Here is an 18,557-nt window from a genome sequence, read left to right on the forward strand (position 1 = left end):
TCATGGTATTCAGCAAGCGCAGGATCGAAACGCAGGAGGCGAAGCAGTTGCGCTCGCGCCGCCAGCAATTCGCTGCGCCGGGCGGAAGCCATGACAAGCTGGTCAAGTTCCTCGCCCGCACGCTGCCGATGGGCGTTGGCGTCGTCGCCGCGCTGATGGTGATTACGCCCCTGAGCCCGCGCGGCGAGATCAGCTTCCTGCTCGACCGCAACGAAGTGGCCGTGATCACCGAGCGGCTGCGTGTCGACAATGCGCTCTACCGCGGACAGGACGAACAGGGACGGCCCTTCTCGCTCACCGCTGGCGAAGCCGTCCAGAAATCGAGCGTGGAAGGCATCGTGCGGATGGACGATCTCGTCGCCCGCCTGCTGATGAACGACGGGCCTGCTCGCGTCGAAGCGCCGGGTGGGCAATATGACATCAACGAGGAAGTGGTCGCCATCAACGGCACCATGCGCATGGAAGCCGCCGATGGCTATCGCATGCGCGCGAGCGGCGTATCGCTCGACCTTGAGGCAAAGACACTCGAAGGCTCTGGCGGTGTCGAGGGCGCAGTGCCCGCGGGCACTTTCAGCGCCAACCGGCTCGATGCCGACCTGACCGAACGCCGGATAACCCTGTCGGGCAATGCAAAACTGCGCATGGAACCCGGAAAGCTGAGGATGCCGTGATGAAAAGCCACGTCCCCACCATGATCAAGAGCGCCGCCGCAGGCTTTGCGCTTACCGCCGTGGCGCTGGGCGGCATCCAGCTGTCCGCGCAGGCGATTGCAAGCCACAATTCGAACGCTCCGGTCAGTTTCGACGCCGGTCGCATCGAATTGCAGGACCGCCAGGACCGCGTCGTGCTTTCCGGTAATGTCATCATCACGCAGGCAGGGCTGACGCTCAATGCCAACCGCACGATCGTCAATTATTCGGACGTGGGTACGCTGCAGATCCAGCGAATCATGGCCACCGGGGGCGTCAGCGTGACGCGCGGAAACGAGCGCGCGCAGGGCGATACGGCGGTCTACGACTTCAACCGCCGTATCATCACCATGGCGGGCAATGTGCGCCTCAACCGCGGCGGCGACACGCTCAATGGCGGCCGCCTCGTGATCGACCTTGCAAGCGGGGTGTCGAGCATCGACGGACGCTCGAGCGGCTCTTCCTCGGTGACGGGCGAGGGCAATTCCTCCAACGGCCGGGTCACGGGCACTTTCTCCGTTCCCGAGAACTGATGACCGGGACGGGCCAGCGCGCCCGGATCGGGCGGGCGCTGCTGGCGCTATGCGGGCACCGTTCCGCAGAATGCGCTTCGCTCTCGCAGGAAGACTGGCGCGATCTCGACCTGCTCGCCGAAGAGCACCGGTTGAAGCCCTTCCTCCACGGCAGGATATCGCGCGGGGAAATCGGAGGCGTTCCCGACATGATCGCCGCCGGATGGGCGGATGCGCACCGCGCCAACGGCATCGCGATCCTCGCCCAGCGGCGTGCCCTGCTCCAGATTGTGGGTCTCCTCGCGAAGGAGGACATCGCCGCCATCGCGCTCAAAGGCTCTGCGCTCGCATGGACGGTTTGGCCCGGCCCCGCAGAGCGCGTGATGCGGGACATCGACATACTGGTCGCCGAAGAAATGGCGCCGCGGGCCTACGAGCTTCTCGCGAAGGCTGGCTGGAGCGGACCCGACTTCGATGTGACTGAACTGGGGCGTGCAGCCAGGGTGATGGCGCATATGCCCCCGCTGTATTCGCACGAAGGGGTGATGTGCGAACTTCACAGCCACATCTGGGGAAGTGCACCGCTGCCGGGCGCGCCCATGCCCGAGGGTGACGACCGGCAGATCATGGCGCGCGCGCACCACGATGACAGGCTGGGGGCAGCCGTCCCTGCAGCCGAAGACATGCTGGTCCACCTGGTGGTCCACGCAGCCTGTTCGCATCTTCTCAACGTCGGCCCGATGGCACTCGTCGATGTCGATCTGTGGTGCGCGCAGCACCGCATCGACTGGGCCGGATTCTGGGAACGCGCCAGGCGCGAGCGATTCGACCGTCCGGCTGCCCTGATCTTCTCATTGGTCGATAGATGGCGACGCCCGGGATTCCTCGCGGAAACATCATGTCCGCATGCCATCGAGGCCGAGATGCTCGACCAGACCGAATCGCTGCTGGTGCAGGACCTCGATGCGCGCAAGGATGTCAGCGTTATCGCCTCTATGGCATCAAGGCGGTTGGGCGAAAGGCTCGGCCAGCATCCCCTGGACCGGGCCGAAGAAGACAGCGGTATGTTCGCGCGCACGGCGCAGCTGGCGGGAAGGTCCCTCTCGCTCGCCAGAAGCATGCTCTCGCCGCAGACCCGCCGCAACGGGATGGCCACGGCGAAACTGCAGAAGTGGATGGAGGGCTAGCGGCGACCCGCGCCGGCGACGCGGGCAATGCCGGTCAGGCCTTGTGCCAGCAGCAATTCCGAAGACTGGCTGTTGGTCAGCAATTCGCGGTGCAGTTCGGTCAGGCGCAATGTCAGCCGGTCCAGCTTCGGGCCGCGCCAGCGCTGGACCTGCTCGGCGATCTCGCGCTCTTCCTTCCAGAATATGCCGAGCCGCGCCTTCTCGCCCTTGTCGAGATCCTGATAGCGGCGATTGCCCAGTGCAGCGGAAATCCGCGCCAGCTGGGCTGCGCGCCGTTCGACCGCCAGCAGCGTACCGACCGGATTGAGACCAACCTGTTTCATCCGCGCAATCTCGGCGGCAACCTTCGGTCCCTGCCCGGCAAGCACGGCGTTCACGAGGCTAGCAAAACCGTCTTCCTCGGTCGCGGCACCGATTGCGTCCAGATCTTCCATCGTTCCGGGCCGCGGCGATTGCGGGCTGGCATCGAGATAGGTGGCGAGCTTGGTCACTTCGCTCTGCGCGAGGCGGACATCGAGGCCGGCGGCACGGGCGATCCGCTCTGCCACGGCCCCGTCGAGGCGGACGCCGACGGCATCGCCCATGCCGCGCACGCTTTGCGTCACCGACCGCAAGTCGGGCGGGTAGAACATCGCCACCACCGCATCCTTGCGCTTTTCGAGCAGCTTGGCGGTGCGCGACTTGTCAGTGGCCGAAGTGGCGACGACGATCACCGGGCAAGCCCCGCCCGCGCCCATGTCGCCGGTTTCGAGCAGGGTCTTGAGCGCCTCGTGCGCCTCGTCTCCGGCAACGCGCGACCAGATGTGGCGCTTGTCCCCGAATAGCGAAGTCGAGCGGGCTTCGTCGCCCAGCTTCGCCGGATCGGCGCGCAGTTCCGCACCGGGGATCTCGACCCGCTCGCCCGGTTCGGGGAGCATGGCGACGAGGTCGTTCGCGGCAGCGCTCGCGCCCGCTTCATCCTGTCCGCAGAAGAAGAAGACCTTGCAGGTCTCCGCCGCGCCGCGCGCCTTGGCAGCGAAGTCGCGTCCGGTAAGTTTCACTGGTCCCGCAGCGTCAGCGCGACGCGGGTCACGATGCGATCGGCGATTTCGCGAGACAGGTTTTCGAGCGCGGACTGTTCGGCGGCAATCGTTGCATATTCGCTCGACACCACGTCGATACCGGCGTCGGTCCCTTCGGTCGCGTCGAGCAGGATTTCACCGGTGGCGGCATCGACCAGCTGGTAGCGCGCGCGCAAGGTACGTCGCTCGCGGCTGACCGTATCGTCGGCGAGGACGGCCAGCCCTTCGAGACTGTCGTCCAGCCGGACATCGAGACGGTAGCGCGGGCTCGCGACACCGGCTGCACCCAATTTGTCGACCAGCGCATTGCGCACCAGCCATCCGGCCTTGCCCGCAATGGGCGGAACATCGACGGCTGCCAGCCCCTGAGCCACCTCGCCGCTGCCGCCGCCAGCATACATGGGCGAAAGCCCGCATGCCGAGAGCGAAAGGGCGGAAGCAAGGGTCAGGAGAATGCGCATCAGGTGACGATATTCACCAATCTGTCGGGCACGACAATGACCTTGCGGATTTCTGCACCGTCGAGCGAGCGCTGCACCTTTTCCGATGCGAGCGCCATCGCTTCGAGGTCTTCCTTCGACGCGCCCTTGGGCGCGGTCAAAGTGTCGCGCAGCTTGCCCTTATGCTGGACGGCGATGGTGACCTCGTCCTCGACCAGCAGCGCCGGATCGACTTGCGGCCATGCAGCATCGGCCACCATGCCGCTCTCGCCAAGCGATGCCCATGCCTCTTCGGCAAGGTGCGGCATCATCGGCGCGACCATCTGCACGAGGCTGCGGATCGCATGGCTCCGGCTGGCCGAAGGCGCGGCTTTCTCGACGGCGCCGGTCAGTTCGTAGATGCGCGCGACGGCCTTGTTGAAACCGAGAGCCTCGATGTCCTCCGCAACGGCAGCGATCGTCTGGTGCGTCTTGCGCGCGAGCGCCTTGTCCTCGCCTTCAGCGCCAGCGTCATAGGCCGCGAAGAGGCGCCACAACCGGTGAACGAAGCGCGAGCAGCCTTCGATGCCTGCTTCGGACCAGGGAAGGTCGCGCTCGGGCGGGCTGTCGGACAGCATGAACCAGCGAACCGCGTCGGCGCCGTAAGAGTCGATGATCGTGTCGGGGTCGACGACGTTCTTCTTCGACTTCGACATCTTGATGACGCGGCCGATTCCGACCTCTCCGCCATCATCCTTGAGCAGGGCGCGTTCGGCCTCGCGGCTGATTTCGTCGGGCGCGTAATAGACGGTCTTGCCGCCTTCCTTGCGGCTGTAGGTCTCGTGCGTCACCATGCCCTGCGTGAACAGGGAGGCGAAGGGCTCCTTCACGTCGATCTGGCCCATATGCGCGAGAGCGCGCGTCCAGAAACGGGCGTAGAGCAGGTGCAGGATCGCGTGCTCGATACCGCCGATATATTGTTCGACCGGCATCCACTTGGCGACTTCTTCCGCATCGAAAGGCTTGTCGGCAGGCTGGCTGGCGAACCGCAGGAAGTACCACGAACTGTCGACGAAGGTGTCGAGCGTATCGGTCTCGCGCTCCGCCTTGCCGCCGCACTTGGGGCAATCGACATGCTTCCACGTCGCGTGGCGCAGCAGCGGGTTGCCCGGCGTCTGGAAATCGACGTCCTCGGGCAGGGTGATCGGGAGGCTGTCCTTGGGCGCCGGCACCACGCCGCAGGCATCGCAGTGGATGAAGGGGATGGGCGTGCCCCAGTACCGCTGGCGCGAAACGCCCCAGTCGCGCAGGCGCCAGACGGTCTTGCCTTCACCCCGGCCCTGTTCCTCGATGCGGCGGATGATCTCGCGCTTGGCATCCTCGACCTCCATCCCGTCGAGGAAATCCGAATTGACGATAACCCCGTCGCCCGCCTCGGCCTCGCCGTCGAAGGGTTTGCTGGCATCCTCGACGCTTGGCGCGACGACGCGCGGGATCGGCAGGCCGTATTTGGTCGCAAACTCGAAGTCGCGCTGGTCATGGCCCGGGACCGCCATGATCGCGCCGGTGCCGTAATCCATCAGCACGAAGTTCGCGATATAGACGGGCAGGTCCGCTCCGGTGAACGGATGCTTCGCCGTGATGCCGGTGTCGAAACCGAGCTTCTCAGCAGTCTCCAGTTCGGCAGCGGTCGTGCCGCCCTTCTTGCACTCGGCAATGAAGGCTCGGGCCGCGTCGCTGTCGATCGCTTGCGCAACCGGATGGTCGGCGGCGACCGCAACGAAGCTCGCGCCGAAAATGGTATCCGGACGCGTGGTGTAGACGGGCAGCTTTTCGCCATTCGACAGGTCGAAGCTGAACTCCAGCCCCTTGGATTTGCCGATCCAGTTTTCCTGCATCAGCCGGACCTTGTCAGGCCAGTTCTCCAGGCTGCCGAGACCTTCGAGCAGTTCCTCGGCGAAGTCGGTGATTTTGAGGAACCACTGGTTGAGCTTGCGCTTCTCGACCTCGGCGCCCGAGCGCCAACCCTTGCCGTCGATCACCTGCTCGTTGGCGAGCACGGTCATGTCGACCGGGTCCCAATTGACCTCGCTTTCCTTGCGGTAGACGAGGCCGGCTTCGTACAGGTCGATGAAGAGCGCCTGTTCGTGGCCGTAATAGTCCGGCTCGCAGGTCGCCAGCTCCCTGGACCAGTCGAGCGCGAAGCCGAGGCGCTTCAACTGCGCCTTCATGTGTTCGATATTGTCGCGCGTCCAGCCGCCCGGATGCACGCCCTTTTCCATCGCGGCGTTTTCCGCCGGCATGCCGAAGGCGTCCCAGCCCATCGGGTGGAGCACTTCGTGCCCGGTCGCCTTCTTGTAGCGCGCAAGTACGTCGCCCATGGTATAATTGCGCACGTGGCCGATATGGATGCGCCCGCTGGGATAGGGGAACATCTCGAGCACGTAGCTCTTGGGCTTGTCGGAATTGCTGTCGGCGCGGAAAGTCTGCGCCTCGTCCCACGCGGACTGCCAGCGAGCATCGGCCGAAGCCGGATCGAAACGGGTATCACTCATGTGGATGCCTGTAAGGATTTCAGGCGCGAATGGAACCCGCTTCGCGCGGGGGAGGCGCCTAGTTTTCGGCGATCGCCTGGCGGCGCAGTTCGCGGGCCTTGGTCAGGATGATGTCTTCCAGCTTCTGGACCGTGGCGGCCTGTACCGGGGCATCGACCCAGTTACCGGCCTGGTTGACCTGGCGGCTGGCAGCGACACGCAGCGCATCGGCGCGCAGGTCGGTGTCGAGGATAGTGATGGTCATCTTGACCCGCTCGCCCGCATTGCCCGGATTGGCATACCAGTCGGTCACGATCACGCCGCCGGCGCTGTCGGCCTGGAGCAGCGGCGCGAAGCTGACGGTTTCGAGCGAAGCGCGCCAGAGGTAGGAGTTCACGCCGATGGTCGAGACCTGCGCGGCCGCAAGATCGGCACGCGGACGGTCGTTGCTGCCACATGCCGCAAGCCCGAGACTGGCCAGCGCAACGGCGGCGACGGCGAGGGGGCGATTGAGATTACGGATTGCGGTCATGAACGGTCCTTGGATCCTTTAGGTGCTGCGGCTCTATAAAGCCTCGGCGCACAGGGGCAAGTTCTGCCTGCGCGCAGGACCGGCATAGACGCCTGCCGCGCGTGAACCGTCGCTTAATCGGACGCCTTCTGTGTGCCGCGAGCAACACCCCGAACCGTATCGGGCTGCGCCCTGTGGAAAAGCTTCCATTCGTCGCACACGGGGCCTAGGGTAAGGCACTGGTCCGGAGTCGTTTTTACTCCATTCTGGAACCATTAATCGGGCAGTCGCCTTTATGGGTGATCGATCCGGCAAGAACTGGGGAAGAGGCACACCAATGAGCAAGACGTCGCACAGCAAGGGCAAGGGACGGTTCGCGCCGGCCGTGCTGGCTGTCGCCGGTCTCGCTTTCGCCATGCCTGCTGCGGTTTTCGCCGTGAGCACTCCGGCCGCCACGCCGATTGCCGAATCGATCGAATTCCTTCCCTTCACACCTGCCGGGGCCGACCCGCAGCTCGCGCGCAGGGTTGCCGAAGTCATCGGCAAAGACGCCCTCCGCTTCACTCCGGCAAGCAAGCCGCGCGTGACTGGGGAGCGCACCGTCAACTTCGCCGTTCGCGTCGACGATGCGACCGCGCGCTCGATTTCGGGTCGCAGCGCGCCCGATGCAGTGACTCTCGCGACGCCTGAAGCGGTCAATCCGATTGCCGGTACGCGCTACAACCTCGGCATTGCGCGCGGCTTCCAGAGCTTCGCCCAGCCGACCCGCACCTCGCCTTCGGTGGCGGCAGGTGTCCGCGACAGTGTTCGCGACATCGCCATGCCTGATCTGTCGACCTTCGACAGCGGCGAAGATCGCAGCAAGCCGAGCCGTTTCCAGTCTCGGATCGCCCTCGAACAGCGCGACCGTGCCGGCAGCACTCCGCGCACGATCCAGGGCGCAGGTTCGCAGCAGGTCGACCTTGGCGGCTCCTATCGTCTCAGCCGCAACCTCGACGTGACCGCCGGTGTGCGCCTGTCGCAGGAGCGTGACCGTCTCACCCCGCTTACCGACGGGGTCGAGGATGACCAGGCAGTCTACGTGGGAACGCAGATCCGCTTCTGATCCGGCCCGACAGCCAGCCTTTCACAGCATGAACAAATTGTCCGGCCTTCCGTCGGCGCATTTGCCTTTGCGCCGTCACTATTTGGCGCATAGGGTCCCGCCTATTCCGTAACGGAAATTATAGGAGAATCGATTATGGGCCGTGTTGCCATCGTCACTGGAGGAACCCGCGGGATCGGCCGCGCTATTTGCGAACGCCTGCGCGACGAACGCGATTGCACGGTCATTGCAAATTATGCGGGCAATGACGAGGCGGCTCGGAAGTTCACCGAGGAAACCGGCATCCCGACCGTAAAGTTCGACGTCGGCGATTTCGATGCGGTGCAGGCGGCCTGCAAGCAGGTCGAGGAAGAGCACGGCCCGATCGAGATCGTGGTCAACAACGCCGGCATCACGCGCGACGGCACGCTCCTCAAGATGAGCTACGAAGACTGGGACGCGGTCATGCGCACCAACCTCGGCGGCTGCTTCAACATGGCCAAGGCGGTCTTCGCCGGCATGAAGGAGCGCGGCTGGGGCCGCATCGTCAACATCGGTTCGATCAACGGTCAGGCAGGCCAGTACGGCCAGGTCAATTACGCCGCTGCGAAAAGCGGCATCCACGGTTTCACCAAGGCGCTTGCGCAGGAAGGCGCCCGCTTCGGTATCACCGTGAATGCCATTGCTCCGGGCTATATCGACACCGACATGGTGGCCGCCGTGCCCGAGCCGGTGCTGGAAAAGATCGTCGCCAAGATCCCCGTCGGCCGTCTCGGCAAGGCCAGCGAAATCGCCCGCGGCGTCAGCTTCCTCGTGTCGGAACATGGCGAATTCGTCACCGGCTCGACCATGAGCATCAACGGCGGCCAGCACATGTACTGAGGATGCGGTCGGTCAGTCGATGAGATAGCCGACCACCCTCCATTTCCCGTGCTCTTCTTCGAGCGTCACGGTTTCGATCGCCTTTTCGCGGTTCGCGAAGCGCGTTTCGAAGCGCACGACCGCCTGATCGAGGCTGTCACGCCCTTCGCCTGCGGACTCGATCAGGCTGACAGTCAGGGTCTTGCGTTCGCGAACAGCCCCCAGCGGGACCCGCGCCGCCTCGGACGCCTCGCGCCAGGTGGTCGCCGTATTGGGATCACGGAACGTTCGCCCGGCCTCGGCGAAGCTGGCGTCCCAGTCTCCGGCATCGACAAGAGCGAGCCAGTCGAGAGCCTCGGCCTCGAACCTGTCGGCATGCGCGGTTTCCAGCGCAGTGGCAGGATCGCCGATTGGGCGGTCGGTTTCGCCCTGCCCTCCAAGGGCGAGCGCGGCGGCGAGTGCGATGGTCAGCATGAGTGCGATTCCTCCAATCCAGACGGCCCGGGAATGGACCGGCTTCGAATGGTCGGAAAGATCGGCTTGCGAACCGGCCCTGGCACTCCCCAAATCCTTGCCCGCAAGATTTTTGGGTACCTCCCTCTCCTGCTCGAACACCAGCCGGGCGGCTTCGCGGCTGCTGGTCACGCCGAGCTTGCGGCGTGCCGAACGAAGGCGGTCGTTGATGGTGTGGACCGAGAGCGAAAGCTCGCTGGCCATCGACTTCGCGTCATGCCCGCGGACCATCAGGCGAAGGGTCTCCCTTTCCTTCTCCGTCAGTGCGTCATAGCCTTGGTCCATGGCCCGAATGTCTAGAAAGCGATCCGGCGGCTCGCCACCCCAAAAAATTCGTGGCCTATTTCAGTGGCCGCGAGAAGAAAGGTCGCTGGTCGACTCGGACTGCCTATCAAATGATAATGCGGGCCGAGTCGAAGGCAGTTAGGGCGCAGCGCATGACGACCCCTTATCACCCCCCGCGCAAATACTCGGTTCGCATCGACGGCCACCGCACATCGGTCAGCCTCGAGCCGATTTTCTGGGATTTGCTGCGATCGGCCGCAGCCCGTCGCGGTGTTGCAGTGAACACGCTAGTCGCCACGATCGACGCTGAACGGATCCGCAGCGAGACCCCGCCGGGCCTTGCCGGCGCAATCCGCGTCTGGCTCGCGAGCCACGAAATGGTCTCCAGGCACGAAATGAGCGGCGGAATCGCTCCCGCCGCCCTTTCGAATGGTGTCGCCGAAGAGGCTTAGTACTTGGCCGTTGCGTCGCTCGCCGGATAGGTTTCGTCGAGCGCTTCGTCGGTCTTGCTCATCGTGTCGTGCGTAGTGGTCGATTCCGAACCGGCGTTGCGGAACTGGCCGTCGGGTTCGCCACTGGCAAAGGCCACGCCGTTTTCGTCGACGCGGTTCTTCTCGTAATAGCGATAGCCGACATAACCGAGGGCACCGAGTGCTGCGAGCTTGAGGATCATGGGTCGTTCCTTTCGTAATATGCTTGCCCAACAAACGGTTGGGGCAGCCAAAAGGTCCGAAAAGCTTCCTCAGTCGTCGCCGACCCGTTCGATATCCGCGCCGACAAGCTGCAGCTTCTCTTCCAGCCGCTCGTAACCGCGATCCAGATGATAGAGACGGCGGACCGTCGTCTCGCCCTTGGCAGCAAGGCCGGCGATCACGAGGCTCATCGAGGCACGCAAATCGGTCGCCATGACTTCCGCCCCGGTCAGCTCGACCGGGCCGCGCACGATTGCCGTACGGCCGGTCGTCTCGATATCGGCTCCCATGCGGGTGAGTTCGGGAACGTGCATGAAGCGGTTCTCGAAGATCGTTTCCTTGAGCACGCTGGTGCCTTCCGCCTTGCACAAGAGGCTCATCAGCTGCGCCTGCATGTCGGTTGCAAGGCCGGGGAAGGGAGCGGTGGTGAGGTTGTGCGCCTTGAGCGGACCATTGGCGGCAACGCGTACGCCCTCTTTCTCCTGCGTCACTTCGACACCGATGTTGCGCAGCGCATGGATAGTCGAGGCCATGTCGTCGTAATTCGCGCCGCCCAGCAGCACGTCGCCGCCGGTAATCGCGGCAGCACAGGCGTAGGAGCCGGCTTCGATACGGTCGGGCATGACGCGATAGGTCGCACCATGCAGGCTCTTCACACCGTGGATGGTGAGTTCGGAGGTGCCAATGCCTTCGATCTCGGCGCCCATCGCCGTCAGCAGGTTGCACAGGTCGACGATTTCGGGTTCGCGCGCTGCGTTGATGAGCTTGCTGGTGCCCTTGCACAGGACCGCAGCCATGACCGCATTCTCGGTCGCACCGACAGAGACCACGGGGAAATCGAATTCGCCACCGGGCAGGCCGCCGTCGGGCGCGCTTGCCTTCACATAGCCTTGGGCAAGTTCGATATGCGCGCCGAAGGCTTCGAGCGCCTTCAAGTGTAGGTCGATCGGGCGGTTGCCGATTGCACAGCCACCGGGCAGCGACACGGTCGCTTCGCCGGTACGCGCCAGCAGCGGGCCGAGCACGAGGATCGAAGCGCGCATCTTGCGCACCAGATCATAGGGCGCGACCGAGCTGGTGATGCGCATAGCCTCGAGCGTGACGTTGCGGCCGAACTCTTCCGGTCGCTTGCCGGGGATCGTGTGGCTGACCCCGAACTGCGTCATCAGGTGCTGGAAGCCATCGATGTCGGCAAGGCGCGGCAAGTTGCGCAGCGTCACCGCTTCTTCGGTCAGCAAGGCGCAGGGAATCAGCGTGAGCGCCGCGTTTTTTGCGCCAGAAATGGGAATAGTGCCAGAGAGGCGATTGCCGCCGCGTACGAGAAGTTTGTCCATGGGCCCCTGCTCTTAGTCTTCGCGGGGGTTCTGGCAAGCGTCATGCGCCTGTCATCGCTCCCGTCCATTGCAAGGCTCAACCGACCAGCGATTGACCTGTTCCCCCCTCGGACCTAACCCGCATGCTCATGAACCAGCACAAACCCATCAAGAAAGCCGTTTTTCCCGTCGCGGGTCTCGGCACCCGGTTCCTGCCCGCCACCAAGGCGATACCGAAGGAACTCCTGCCGGTCGTCGACAGGCCGCTGATCCAGTACGCGGTCGACGAGGCGCGCGAAGCGGGGATCGAGCAGATCATCTTCGTCACCGGTCGCGGCAAGACGGCCATCGTCGAACATTTCGACGTGGCCTTCGAACTCGAGACGATGATGGAAGAGCGCGGCAAGGACATGAGCGTCCTCGAACCCACGCGCGCGACCCCCGGCGACATCATTACCGTTCGCCAGCAAGTCCCGATGGGCCTCGGCCACGCGATCTGGTGTGCGCGTGCGATTGTCGGCGACGATCCCTTCGCCATCCTGCTTCCCGACGAGCTGATGATCGCCAACAACGGCGGCACGGGCTGCATGAAGCAGATGGTCGAAGCCTATAACGAAGTCGGCGGAAACCTGATTTCGGTCCTCGAAGTGCCCGAAGACGAAGTGTCGAGCTATGGCGTGATCGCGCCGGGCAAGACGCTGTCGGACACGCTCACGGAAGTCACCGGCCTCGTCGAGAAGCCGCCGGTGGCAGAGGCGCCCTCGAACAAGATTATTTCGGGCCGCTACATCCTCCAGCCGGAAGTCATGCGTACGCTCGAAACGCAGGGCAAGGGCGCGGGCGGCGAGATCCAGCTGACCGACGCGATGGCCAAGATGATCGGCAACCAGGCGTTCCACGCCGTCACCTTCGAAGGCAATCGCTACGACTGCGGCAGCAAGACCGGCTTCGTAGAGGCAACGCTCGCACTGGCTCTCGAACGCGAGGACATGGGCAGCGAAGTCCGGGCCATCGCAGAGCGCCTGCTCGCGCGCTGAGTATTTAGACCATGAAAAAGGGCCGGTCCGCCGCGATGGTGGACCGGCCCTTTTCGTTTGGCTTCGCTCGCGATCAGCAGCCGGTTTCGGCCGAGGCGCAGTTCTCGTCGCGCGTGGCCTTGAACTCGTCACCCTCGTTCCAGTTGGGCCAGCTCGTGCTCATGCCCATCATGCGGCCGAGGCGATACATGAGCTGCAGGTCGGCCATCACGCCCGACCAGTCCCAGTTCGGATCGTATTCGTCCTTGGGGCCGTGGTACCGGTTGTCGCGATAGTCCGTGGCCACTGCGGCACCTGCCTCGGTGCCGCCCTCGATCAGGTCTTCACCGCCGTCGATATAAAGCATCGGGACACCCCGCTTCGCAAAGGCGAAGTGATCGGAACGGTAGTAATAGCCGGCTTCCGGGCTCGGGTTGGGCGTCGCCACACGGCCATCTGCGGCAAGTGCCGCCTCGAGGAACTGGTCGAGCTGGGACTTGCCCGGACCAACCACGGTCACGTCCTTGCTCGGGCCTGCAATCAGGAAGGCGTCCATATTGATGCCGCCGACCGTCTGGTCGAGCGGGAACACCGGATTGGCAGCGTAATAGTCCGCACCCAGCAGGCCGGATTCCTCGGCGGTCACGGCAAGGAAGACCAGAGTACGGCGTGTCGGTCCAGCCTTGGCATGTGCTTCGGCCAGCGCAACGAGCGCAGCGGTGCCGGTGGCATTATCGACTGCGCCGTTGCAGATGTCATCACCGTCGGGTGCGGGCGTGCAGCGACCCAGGTGATCCCAGTGCGCGGTGTGAATGACGTACTCGTCGGGAGCCTCGCTACCCGGAAGCATGGCGATCACGTTCTGCGATTCGAAAGTCCGGATGTCGTTCGAAAAGCTGGTCGAAGCGGACAGGCCGAGCGGGACCGGCTTGAAGCCCTTCTTCTTCGCCGATGCCATCAGGGCATCGACGTCCTGTCCGGCCGCCTCGAGGATCTGCTTGCCGACCTCGTTCTGGACCCAGCCGTTCATGATCGTGAGCGGCGGAGCGTTCTCTCCGCGCTGGGCATAGGCCTGCGGGCCCGACCAGCTGCTCTCGACCACGTTCCAGCCGTAAGAGGCGGGCGCGGTATCGTGGATGATCAGCGCGCCAGCAGCGCCCTGCCGCGCGGCTTCTTCATACTTGTAGGTCCAGCGGCCGTAATAGGTCATCGCCTTGCCGTTGAAGGGGCCTTCGAGGCTCTCGGTACCGAAATCGGCATCGTTGACGAGGATGACGGCGGTCTTGCCGGTCATGTCCACGCCTTCATAATCGTTCCAGCCGCGTTCGGGCGCGTTGATGCCGTAACCTACGAAAACCAGTTCGCTGTCTTCCAGGCTGGTCTTCGCATCCTCGCGGTAGGTCACGCCGACCCACTCGCTCCCATAGTCGAAGATCATTTCCTCATCGGCGCCCGAAATGGTCAGCGGAGCGAAGTCCTTGCCGGTAATCTCGACCAGGGGCACGCGCTGGACCCAGCTGCCGTTGTTGCCGGGCTCGAGACCTGCGGCTTCGAAGCGTTCCTTGAGCAGGGCGACGGTCAGTTCCTCGCCCTTGGTGCCGGGCATGCGGCCTTCGAACTCGTCCGACGATAACTCTTCGGTGACCGTCTTCATCGTCTCTTCGGAGATATCGCCGCTGGCGACATCGGGAATGTCGAGCCCCGCCTGCGAGGCGTCTTCTTCGATATTGGTGTTGCAAGCGGCGAGCAGCAGGGCCGACGCGGCAACCAGTGTGGTCCGGATCATGAGGAACCTCTCTCCTGAATCAAATCATGCGCGCGGCGTGTTGCAGCACGCCGGGCAATCACGCAAGCTTGCACCTGCGATCATGCGAGGGCACAGCGCCTCCCTATGGCAGCCGACTGGACCAGCGCGATCGACCGGGCACGCAAGCATGCGCCCTTCCTTGCGCGCGGGCTCGAACGGCACGCCGATCTGGCAGAGCTCCTCGCGGCGGGCTCGGGCGAAGAGGCCCTCGAACAGGCAAAGGCAGCGGGTTCGGGCACTCAGGACACGGGCCTCTCGCTTCGTCGCGAGAAACGGGCGCTCGCCCTGGTCCTCGCGATTGGCGATCTCGCCGGCGGGTTCGATCTCGACAAGGTCATGCGCGAGCTCTCGCTCTTTGCAGACCGCGCGCTGCACCGGGCGATCGAAGCGGCGATCTCTCGCCGCGTCGAAGGCGCTGCACCTCAAGGCATGATCGGCCTTGCGCTGGGCAAGCATGGCGCAGGCGAGCTCAACTATTCGTCAGACATCGATCCGATCCTGCTCTACGATCCGGAGCGGCTGCCCCGGCGCGAGCGCGACGAGCCGGGCGAAGCCGCCCAGCGCTATGCACGCGAAATCGTGCGCCTGCTCTCGGACGTGACCAGCGAAGGCTATGTCTTCCGCGTCGACCTGCGCCTGCGTCCGGCAAGCGAGGTCAGCCCGCTGGCCCTGCCGCTCGATGCCGCCATCACGCATTATGAAAGCTCGGCCCTTGCATGGGAGCGTGCCGCCTTCATCCGCGCGCGTTCCTGTGCCGGAGACATCGGTGCAGGCGAGGCCTTCCTCGACCACATCCGCCCCTTCGTCTGGCGCCGCAGCCTCGATTTCGGCGCCATCGACGAAGTGCGCCGGCTGACGCATCGGATCCGCGAAAAGCAGACGGGCCCGCGCGAACCGGCACCCGGCTACAATGTGAAACTGGGCCGCGGGGGCATTCGCGAGATCGAGTTCTTCGCCCAGACCCACCAGCTCATCCATGGCGGACGCGATGCCTCGCTGCGTCACAAGCAGACGCGGGCCGCGCTCGATGCATTGGCTGCTACGGGCCGGATCGGCGCAGATGACGCGCGTGCGCTTGGCGAAAGCTATAACGGGCTCCGCCGCATCGAACACCGCCTGCAGATGGTCGCCGACCAGCAGACGCATACGCTGCCTTCGGGCGACGCGCTCGACAATGTCGCACGGCTCGACGGTTTCGCCGATGGCGAGGCGTGGCTCGAACATATCGCCGCACTGACTGCTCCGGTTGCCGAGCGCTACGACGCCCTGTTGGCCGAGGACGAGATTTCGGTCCCCGAAGACAGTCCGCATGTTGAGGCGCCCGGCAGCACGGCGCGGCTCGATCCGGCACTCACAGCGCGGGTCGCCAACTGGACCGACGGGCGATACCCGCCGCTCAGGAGCACTGCGGCGCTGTCCGCCTTCGAGGCTATCCGTCCGACCCTGATTGAATCCCTTGCCGCCTCGCGCGAGCCGGAACGGGCGGTGGCGCGCTGGGAGAGCCTGCTCGAACGCATGTCGAGCGCGATCAACCTGTTCCGCCTGCTCGAAGCGCGGCCAGGCCTGATGCAATTGCTTGCCGACTGCCTGACGCTCGCTCCGCCGCTTGCCGATGCCATTGCGCGCCGCCCCGAACTGGTGGACGCGCTGATCGACCGCAGCGCGCATGAGCTGCCCGGAAGCCGCCAGGAGCTCGTCGCCGCGATGCAGCAGGGCGAGCGAGGCGACACTTACGAAGACAGGCTGGACCGCATCCGCATCGTCACCGGCGAAACGCGGTTCGCGCTGGGCGTCCAGCTGATGGAGACGGCGCACGACCCGCTCGACATTGCAGCCGCCCTTGCGCGCGTCGCCGAAGCCGCGCTGGCCTCGGCGCAGGCTGCAGCGGAGGAAGAGTTCGCCCGGCGTCACGGCAGGATCGAGGGCGGAGAACTGGTCGTACTCGGCCTCGGGAGGCTTGGCGGGGGCGTGCTCACCTATGCCTCAGATCTCGACATCGTCTACCTCTTCACCGGCAGCCACGAGGCAGAGAGCGATGGTAAGAGGCCACTGGGCGCAACGCTCTATTTCAACCGGCTCGCACAGCGTGTCAGCGCCGCGCTTTCCGTCCCCACCGCCGAAGGGGCGCTCTACGAGGTCGATACGCGGCTGAGACCGCAGGGCGCGCAAGGCCCGCTTGCCGTGAGTGTCGACAGCTTTGCCCGCTACCAGCGCGAGGATGCCTGGACGTGGGAGCACATGGCGCTCACCCGGGCACGCGCGCTGACCGGCAGCGCCGAGGCGCGCAAGGACATCGACGGCATCCTCAAGGACGTGCTCTGCCGGCAGCGTGACGAGGCTGGATTGCGCGCCGACCTCCTCAAGATGCGCAATGAAATGGCGGCACACAAACCTGCCAAGGGCGCGCTCGATGCCAAGCTCCTGCGCGGCGGTCTCGTCGATCTCGAATTCCTCGTGCACTTCCTCCAGCTGCGCGATCGCGAGGGCCTGACACCGTTCCTCGACGAGGCGATCGGGCAACTGCCCGAGCTGGAAGACCTCGCAGGAGCGCACCGCTTGATGACGCGGCTGTTGGTCGGTACCCGCCTGCTTGCACCCGATCTCGCCATCCCGGGCGAGGCACCATGCGCGATCCTTGCGCGGCTGTGCGAGGCGGATGATTTCGAGACCCTGCTCGACCGCTTCGCCGGTGCAAGGGCGCAGGTCGCGAAGAAATGGCAGACGATTTTCGGCGAAACCCTGGAGCTGGACTGATGACGACTTATGCAGAAGGCGATGCCTTCCCCGATTTCACCATGGAAACGCCCGAGGGCGGAACCGTGACCAAGGCCGACCTTGCAGGCAGGAAGGCCGTGATCTTCTTCTATCCGAAGGACAACACCCCCGGTTGCACGACCGAGGCAAAGGATTTCACCGCGGCCAAGGCGGACTTTGAAAAGGCGGGCACCTATTTGCTCGGCGTGAGCAAGGATTCGGCGAAGAAGCACCAGAATTTCATCGCCAAGCACGATCTCACGGTGGACCTCGCCACCGATGCCGAGGAAAACGGCCTGTCGGACGAACTCGGTGTCTGGGGCGAGAAGAAGAATTACGGGCGCACCTATATGGGCATGATCCGTTCGACCTACCTGCTCGATGAAGACGGTACGATCCTGCGCATCTGGCCCAAGGTCCGCGTGAAGGGTCATGTCGATGAAGTGCTGGAGGCGGCGCGCGGCGCATGACCTCTGTCGCCCGCGCCATTCGCGAAGCTCTGCTGACGGGCGACAAGTCGGCCAAGGTCTTTGCCGCCCGCAAGGTGGCGCGCGACTGGCGGCTGGGGCGGCTCTCCTTCGAGTTCGACTGCACCATGCCCGATCGTCCGCAATGGCCCGATACGCTCGAACTGCGCCTGCCGCGCGATATGCCGAGACGCGGGAAGGGCGGCAGCGAGAAAGGGCGCATCGCCCTGTGGCACTCGCTCGCCCATATCGAATTCGTCGCGATTGACCTCGCGCTCGACATGGCGGGGCGGTTTGGGGAATCGATGGGGGAGGGCTTCGTTTCGGACTTCCTCGCGGTGGCCGCAGACGAAGCCATGCATTTCGCGATTCTCGAGCGCAAACTCGATTCGCTCGGCTCGACCTACGGGGCGTTGCCTGCGCACGACGGGCTGTGGAGCGCTGCGCAAGACACCGCGCATGACGTCGCCGCGCGGCTTGCGATCGTTCCCATGGTCCTCGAAGCGCGGGGGCTCGACGTCACTCCGGCGACGCTCGAAAGGGTCGCCAAGCAAGGTGATGAAAACGGGGCGAAAATTCTGCAGCGAATCCTTGACGACGAAATCCGTCATGTCGCCTTCGGCTCAAAGCACTTTCGCGCAGTTTGCGTGGAACGCGGCGAGAACCCGCCGGAATCATGGCGAAAATTGGTCAAAACGCACTTTTCGGGAGGGCTGAAGCCACCATTCAACGACTCGGCGCGTTCCGCAGCCGGTTTATCGCGGGACTTCTACGCTGGTATTGCGTGATTAACCTTTAGGCCCTTAACCCATACTCACGAATTGCCGGGGGGTTCCGGCGGGACATAAATTA

General features: G+C 64.6%; 18 protein-coding genes. 10 read left to right on the forward strand and 8 right to left on the reverse strand.

Annotation, left to right across the window (positions count from 1 at the left end):
* Positions 1–2 precede the first annotated feature (2 nt).
* From lptC to K3136_RS07640, 3 genes are read left to right on the forward strand one after another with little or no spacing between them, the layout of a single operon-like run.
* Positions 3–671, forward strand: a complete 669-nt coding sequence (gene lptC, locus K3136_RS07630; RefSeq protein ID WP_221429750.1) for an LPS export ABC transporter periplasmic protein LptC — start codon at positions 3–5, stop codon at positions 669–671.
* The gene (locus tag K3136_RS07635; RefSeq protein ID WP_221429751.1) at positions 671–1,222 is read left to right on the forward strand and encodes an LptA/OstA family protein; all 552 of its coding nucleotides are present in this window, start codon (positions 671–673) and stop codon (positions 1,220–1,222) included. The genes lptC and K3136_RS07635 overlap by 1 nt, the downstream gene beginning before the upstream one ends.
* Positions 1,222–2,388, forward strand: coding sequence for a nucleotidyltransferase domain-containing protein (locus K3136_RS07640; protein ID WP_221429752.1), 1,167 nt, complete (start codon positions 1,222–1,224; stop codon positions 2,386–2,388). Before K3136_RS07635 ends, K3136_RS07640 begins: the two co-directional genes overlap by 1 nt.
* Here the strand turns inward: K3136_RS07640 and holA are convergent.
* The 4 genes from holA to K3136_RS07660 are packed head-to-tail and all read right to left on the reverse strand — an operon-like array spanning position 2,385 to position 6,934.
* The gene (holA, locus tag K3136_RS07645) at positions 2,385–3,428 is read right to left on the reverse strand and encodes a DNA polymerase III subunit delta (protein WP_221429753.1); all 1,044 of its coding nucleotides are present in this window, start codon (positions 3,426–3,428) and stop codon (positions 2,385–2,387) included. The genes K3136_RS07640 and holA overlap by 4 nt on opposite strands.
* A complete protein-coding gene (gene lptE / locus K3136_RS07650) occupies positions 3,425–3,910 on the reverse strand; it encodes an LPS assembly lipoprotein LptE (RefSeq protein ID WP_221429754.1) in 486 nt (161 codons plus the stop codon). Before lptE ends, holA begins: the two co-directional genes overlap by 4 nt.
* On the reverse strand, positions 3,910–6,423 hold the full coding sequence (gene leuS / locus K3136_RS07655) for a leucine--tRNA ligase (RefSeq protein ID WP_221429755.1): 2,514 nt from the start codon (positions 6,421–6,423) through the stop codon (positions 3,910–3,912). The genes lptE and leuS overlap by 1 nt, the downstream gene beginning before the upstream one ends.
* A gap of 58 nt (positions 6,424–6,481) precedes the next feature.
* The gene (locus tag K3136_RS07660; protein WP_221429756.1) at positions 6,482–6,934 is read right to left on the reverse strand and encodes a DUF3576 domain-containing protein; all 453 of its coding nucleotides are present in this window, start codon (positions 6,932–6,934) and stop codon (positions 6,482–6,484) included.
* A 316-nt stretch (positions 6,935–7,250) separates the two neighbouring features.
* Here K3136_RS07660 and K3136_RS07665 point away from each other — a divergent pair, with 316 nt between their 5' ends.
* Both K3136_RS07665 and phbB read left to right on the forward strand, forming a co-directional pair.
* Complete coding sequence (locus tag K3136_RS07665) at positions 7,251–8,018, forward strand: hypothetical protein (protein WP_221429757.1); 768 nt, start codon at positions 7,251–7,253, stop codon at positions 8,016–8,018.
* A gap of 135 nt (positions 8,019–8,153) precedes the next feature.
* Complete coding sequence (gene phbB / locus K3136_RS07670; RefSeq protein ID WP_221429758.1) at positions 8,154–8,879, forward strand: acetoacetyl-CoA reductase; 726 nt, start codon at positions 8,154–8,156, stop codon at positions 8,877–8,879.
* 12 nt (positions 8,880–8,891) lie between these two features.
* Here phbB and K3136_RS07675 read toward each other — a convergent pair whose 3' ends face one another.
* Positions 8,892–9,656 carry a helix-turn-helix domain-containing protein gene (locus tag K3136_RS07675; RefSeq protein WP_221429759.1) on the reverse strand — a complete coding sequence of 255 codons (765 nt, stop codon included), beginning with the start codon at positions 9,654–9,656 and terminating at the stop codon, positions 8,892–8,894.
* Positions 9,657–9,808: 152 nt separating this feature from the next.
* Between K3136_RS07675 and K3136_RS07680 the strand changes: the two genes are divergently transcribed.
* Entirely contained in the window at positions 9,809–10,108 is a 300-nt protein-coding gene (locus K3136_RS07680) for a ribbon-helix-helix domain-containing protein (RefSeq protein WP_221429760.1), read from the forward strand.
* Here K3136_RS07680 and K3136_RS07685 read toward each other — a convergent pair.
* Together K3136_RS07685 and murA are read right to left on the reverse strand one after the other, a co-directional pair.
* Positions 10,105–10,329 carry a hypothetical protein gene (locus tag K3136_RS07685; RefSeq protein ID WP_221429761.1) on the reverse strand — a complete coding sequence of 75 codons (225 nt, stop codon included), beginning with the start codon at positions 10,327–10,329 and terminating at the stop codon, positions 10,105–10,107. The genes K3136_RS07680 and K3136_RS07685 overlap by 4 nt on opposite strands.
* 69 nt (positions 10,330–10,398) lie before the next feature.
* Positions 10,399–11,682, reverse strand: a complete 1,284-nt coding sequence (gene murA, locus K3136_RS07690; RefSeq protein WP_221429762.1) for a UDP-N-acetylglucosamine 1-carboxyvinyltransferase — start codon at positions 11,680–11,682, stop codon at positions 10,399–10,401.
* 128 nt (positions 11,683–11,810) lie between these two features.
* On the opposite strand from murA, the gene galU reads away from it, so the two are divergent.
* Positions 11,811–12,698: a UTP--glucose-1-phosphate uridylyltransferase GalU gene (gene galU / locus K3136_RS07695; protein ID WP_221429763.1), complete on the forward strand. Its 888-nt coding sequence runs from the start codon at positions 11,811–11,813 to the stop codon at positions 12,696–12,698.
* A gap of 73 nt (positions 12,699–12,771) precedes the next feature.
* On the opposite strand, the gene K3136_RS07700 is transcribed toward galU, so the two are convergent.
* Entirely contained in the window at positions 12,772–14,463 is a 1,692-nt protein-coding gene (locus tag K3136_RS07700) for a M28 family metallopeptidase (RefSeq protein ID WP_221429764.1), read from the reverse strand.
* Between the two features lie 57 nt (positions 14,464–14,520).
* On the opposite strand from K3136_RS07700, the gene glnE reads away from it, so the two are divergent.
* From glnE to K3136_RS07715, 3 genes are read left to right on the forward strand one after another with little or no spacing between them, the layout of a single operon-like run.
* Positions 14,521–17,238 carry a bifunctional [glutamate--ammonia ligase]-adenylyl-L-tyrosine phosphorylase/[glutamate--ammonia-ligase] adenylyltransferase gene (gene glnE, locus K3136_RS07705; RefSeq protein WP_282100069.1) on the forward strand — a complete coding sequence of 906 codons (2,718 nt, stop codon included), beginning with the start codon at positions 14,521–14,523 and terminating at the stop codon, positions 17,236–17,238.
* Positions 17,238–17,708 (forward strand): peroxiredoxin, encoded by a 471-nt coding sequence (locus K3136_RS07710; protein ID WP_221429766.1) that lies wholly within the window; start codon positions 17,238–17,240, stop codon positions 17,706–17,708. The genes glnE and K3136_RS07710 overlap by 1 nt, the downstream gene beginning before the upstream one ends.
* Positions 17,705–18,493: a ferritin-like domain-containing protein gene (locus K3136_RS07715; RefSeq protein ID WP_221429767.1), complete on the forward strand. Its 789-nt coding sequence runs from the start codon at positions 17,705–17,707 to the stop codon at positions 18,491–18,493. Before K3136_RS07710 ends, K3136_RS07715 begins: the two co-directional genes overlap by 4 nt.
* Positions 18,494–18,557 lie beyond the last annotated feature (64 nt).

The sequence above is a fragment of the Qipengyuania gelatinilytica genome (assembly GCF_019711315.1).
In the GTDB taxonomy this organism is placed as follows: domain Bacteria; phylum Pseudomonadota; class Alphaproteobacteria; order Sphingomonadales; family Sphingomonadaceae; genus Qipengyuania; species Qipengyuania gelatinilytica.

Coding starts and splice junctions, on each gene's coding strand:
- K3136_RS07660 (WP_221429756.1), bottom strand. CDS start 6,934: ATGACCGCAATCCGTAATCTCAATCGCCCCCTCGCCGTCGCCGCCGTT.
- K3136_RS07715 (WP_221429767.1), top strand. CDS start 17,705: ATGACCTCTGTCGCCCGCGCCATTCGCGAAGCTCTGCTGACGGGCGAC.
- K3136_RS07680 (WP_221429760.1), top strand. CDS start 9,809: ATGACGACCCCTTATCACCCCCCGCGCAAATACTCGGTTCGCATCGAC.
- K3136_RS07665 (WP_221429757.1), top strand. CDS start 7,251: ATGAGCAAGACGTCGCACAGCAAGGGCAAGGGACGGTTCGCGCCGGCC.
- K3136_RS07700 (WP_221429764.1), bottom strand. CDS start 14,463: ATGATCCGGACCACACTGGTTGCCGCGTCGGCCCTGCTGCTCGCCGCT.
- murA (WP_221429762.1), bottom strand. CDS start 11,682: ATGGACAAACTTCTCGTACGCGGCGGCAATCGCCTCTCTGGCACTATT.
- K3136_RS07640 (WP_221429752.1), top strand. CDS start 1,222: ATGACCGGGACGGGCCAGCGCGCCCGGATCGGGCGGGCGCTGCTGGCG.
- K3136_RS07635 (WP_221429751.1), top strand. CDS start 671: ATGAAAAGCCACGTCCCCACCATGATCAAGAGCGCCGCCGCAGGCTTT.
- K3136_RS07685 (WP_221429761.1), bottom strand. CDS start 10,329: ATGATCCTCAAGCTCGCAGCACTCGGTGCCCTCGGTTATGTCGGCTAT.
- lptE (WP_221429754.1), bottom strand. CDS start 3,910: ATGCGCATTCTCCTGACCCTTGCTTCCGCCCTTTCGCTCTCGGCATGC.
- lptC (WP_221429750.1), top strand. CDS start 3: ATGGTATTCAGCAAGCGCAGGATCGAAACGCAGGAGGCGAAGCAGTTG.
- K3136_RS07675 (WP_221429759.1), bottom strand. CDS start 9,656: ATGGACCAAGGCTATGACGCACTGACGGAGAAGGAAAGGGAGACCCTT.
- phbB (WP_221429758.1), top strand. CDS start 8,154: ATGGGCCGTGTTGCCATCGTCACTGGAGGAACCCGCGGGATCGGCCGC.
- leuS (WP_221429755.1), bottom strand. CDS start 6,423: ATGAGTGATACCCGTTTCGATCCGGCTTCGGCCGATGCTCGCTGGCAG.
- galU (WP_221429763.1), top strand. CDS start 11,811: ATGAACCAGCACAAACCCATCAAGAAAGCCGTTTTTCCCGTCGCGGGT.
- K3136_RS07710 (WP_221429766.1), top strand. CDS start 17,238: ATGACGACTTATGCAGAAGGCGATGCCTTCCCCGATTTCACCATGGAA.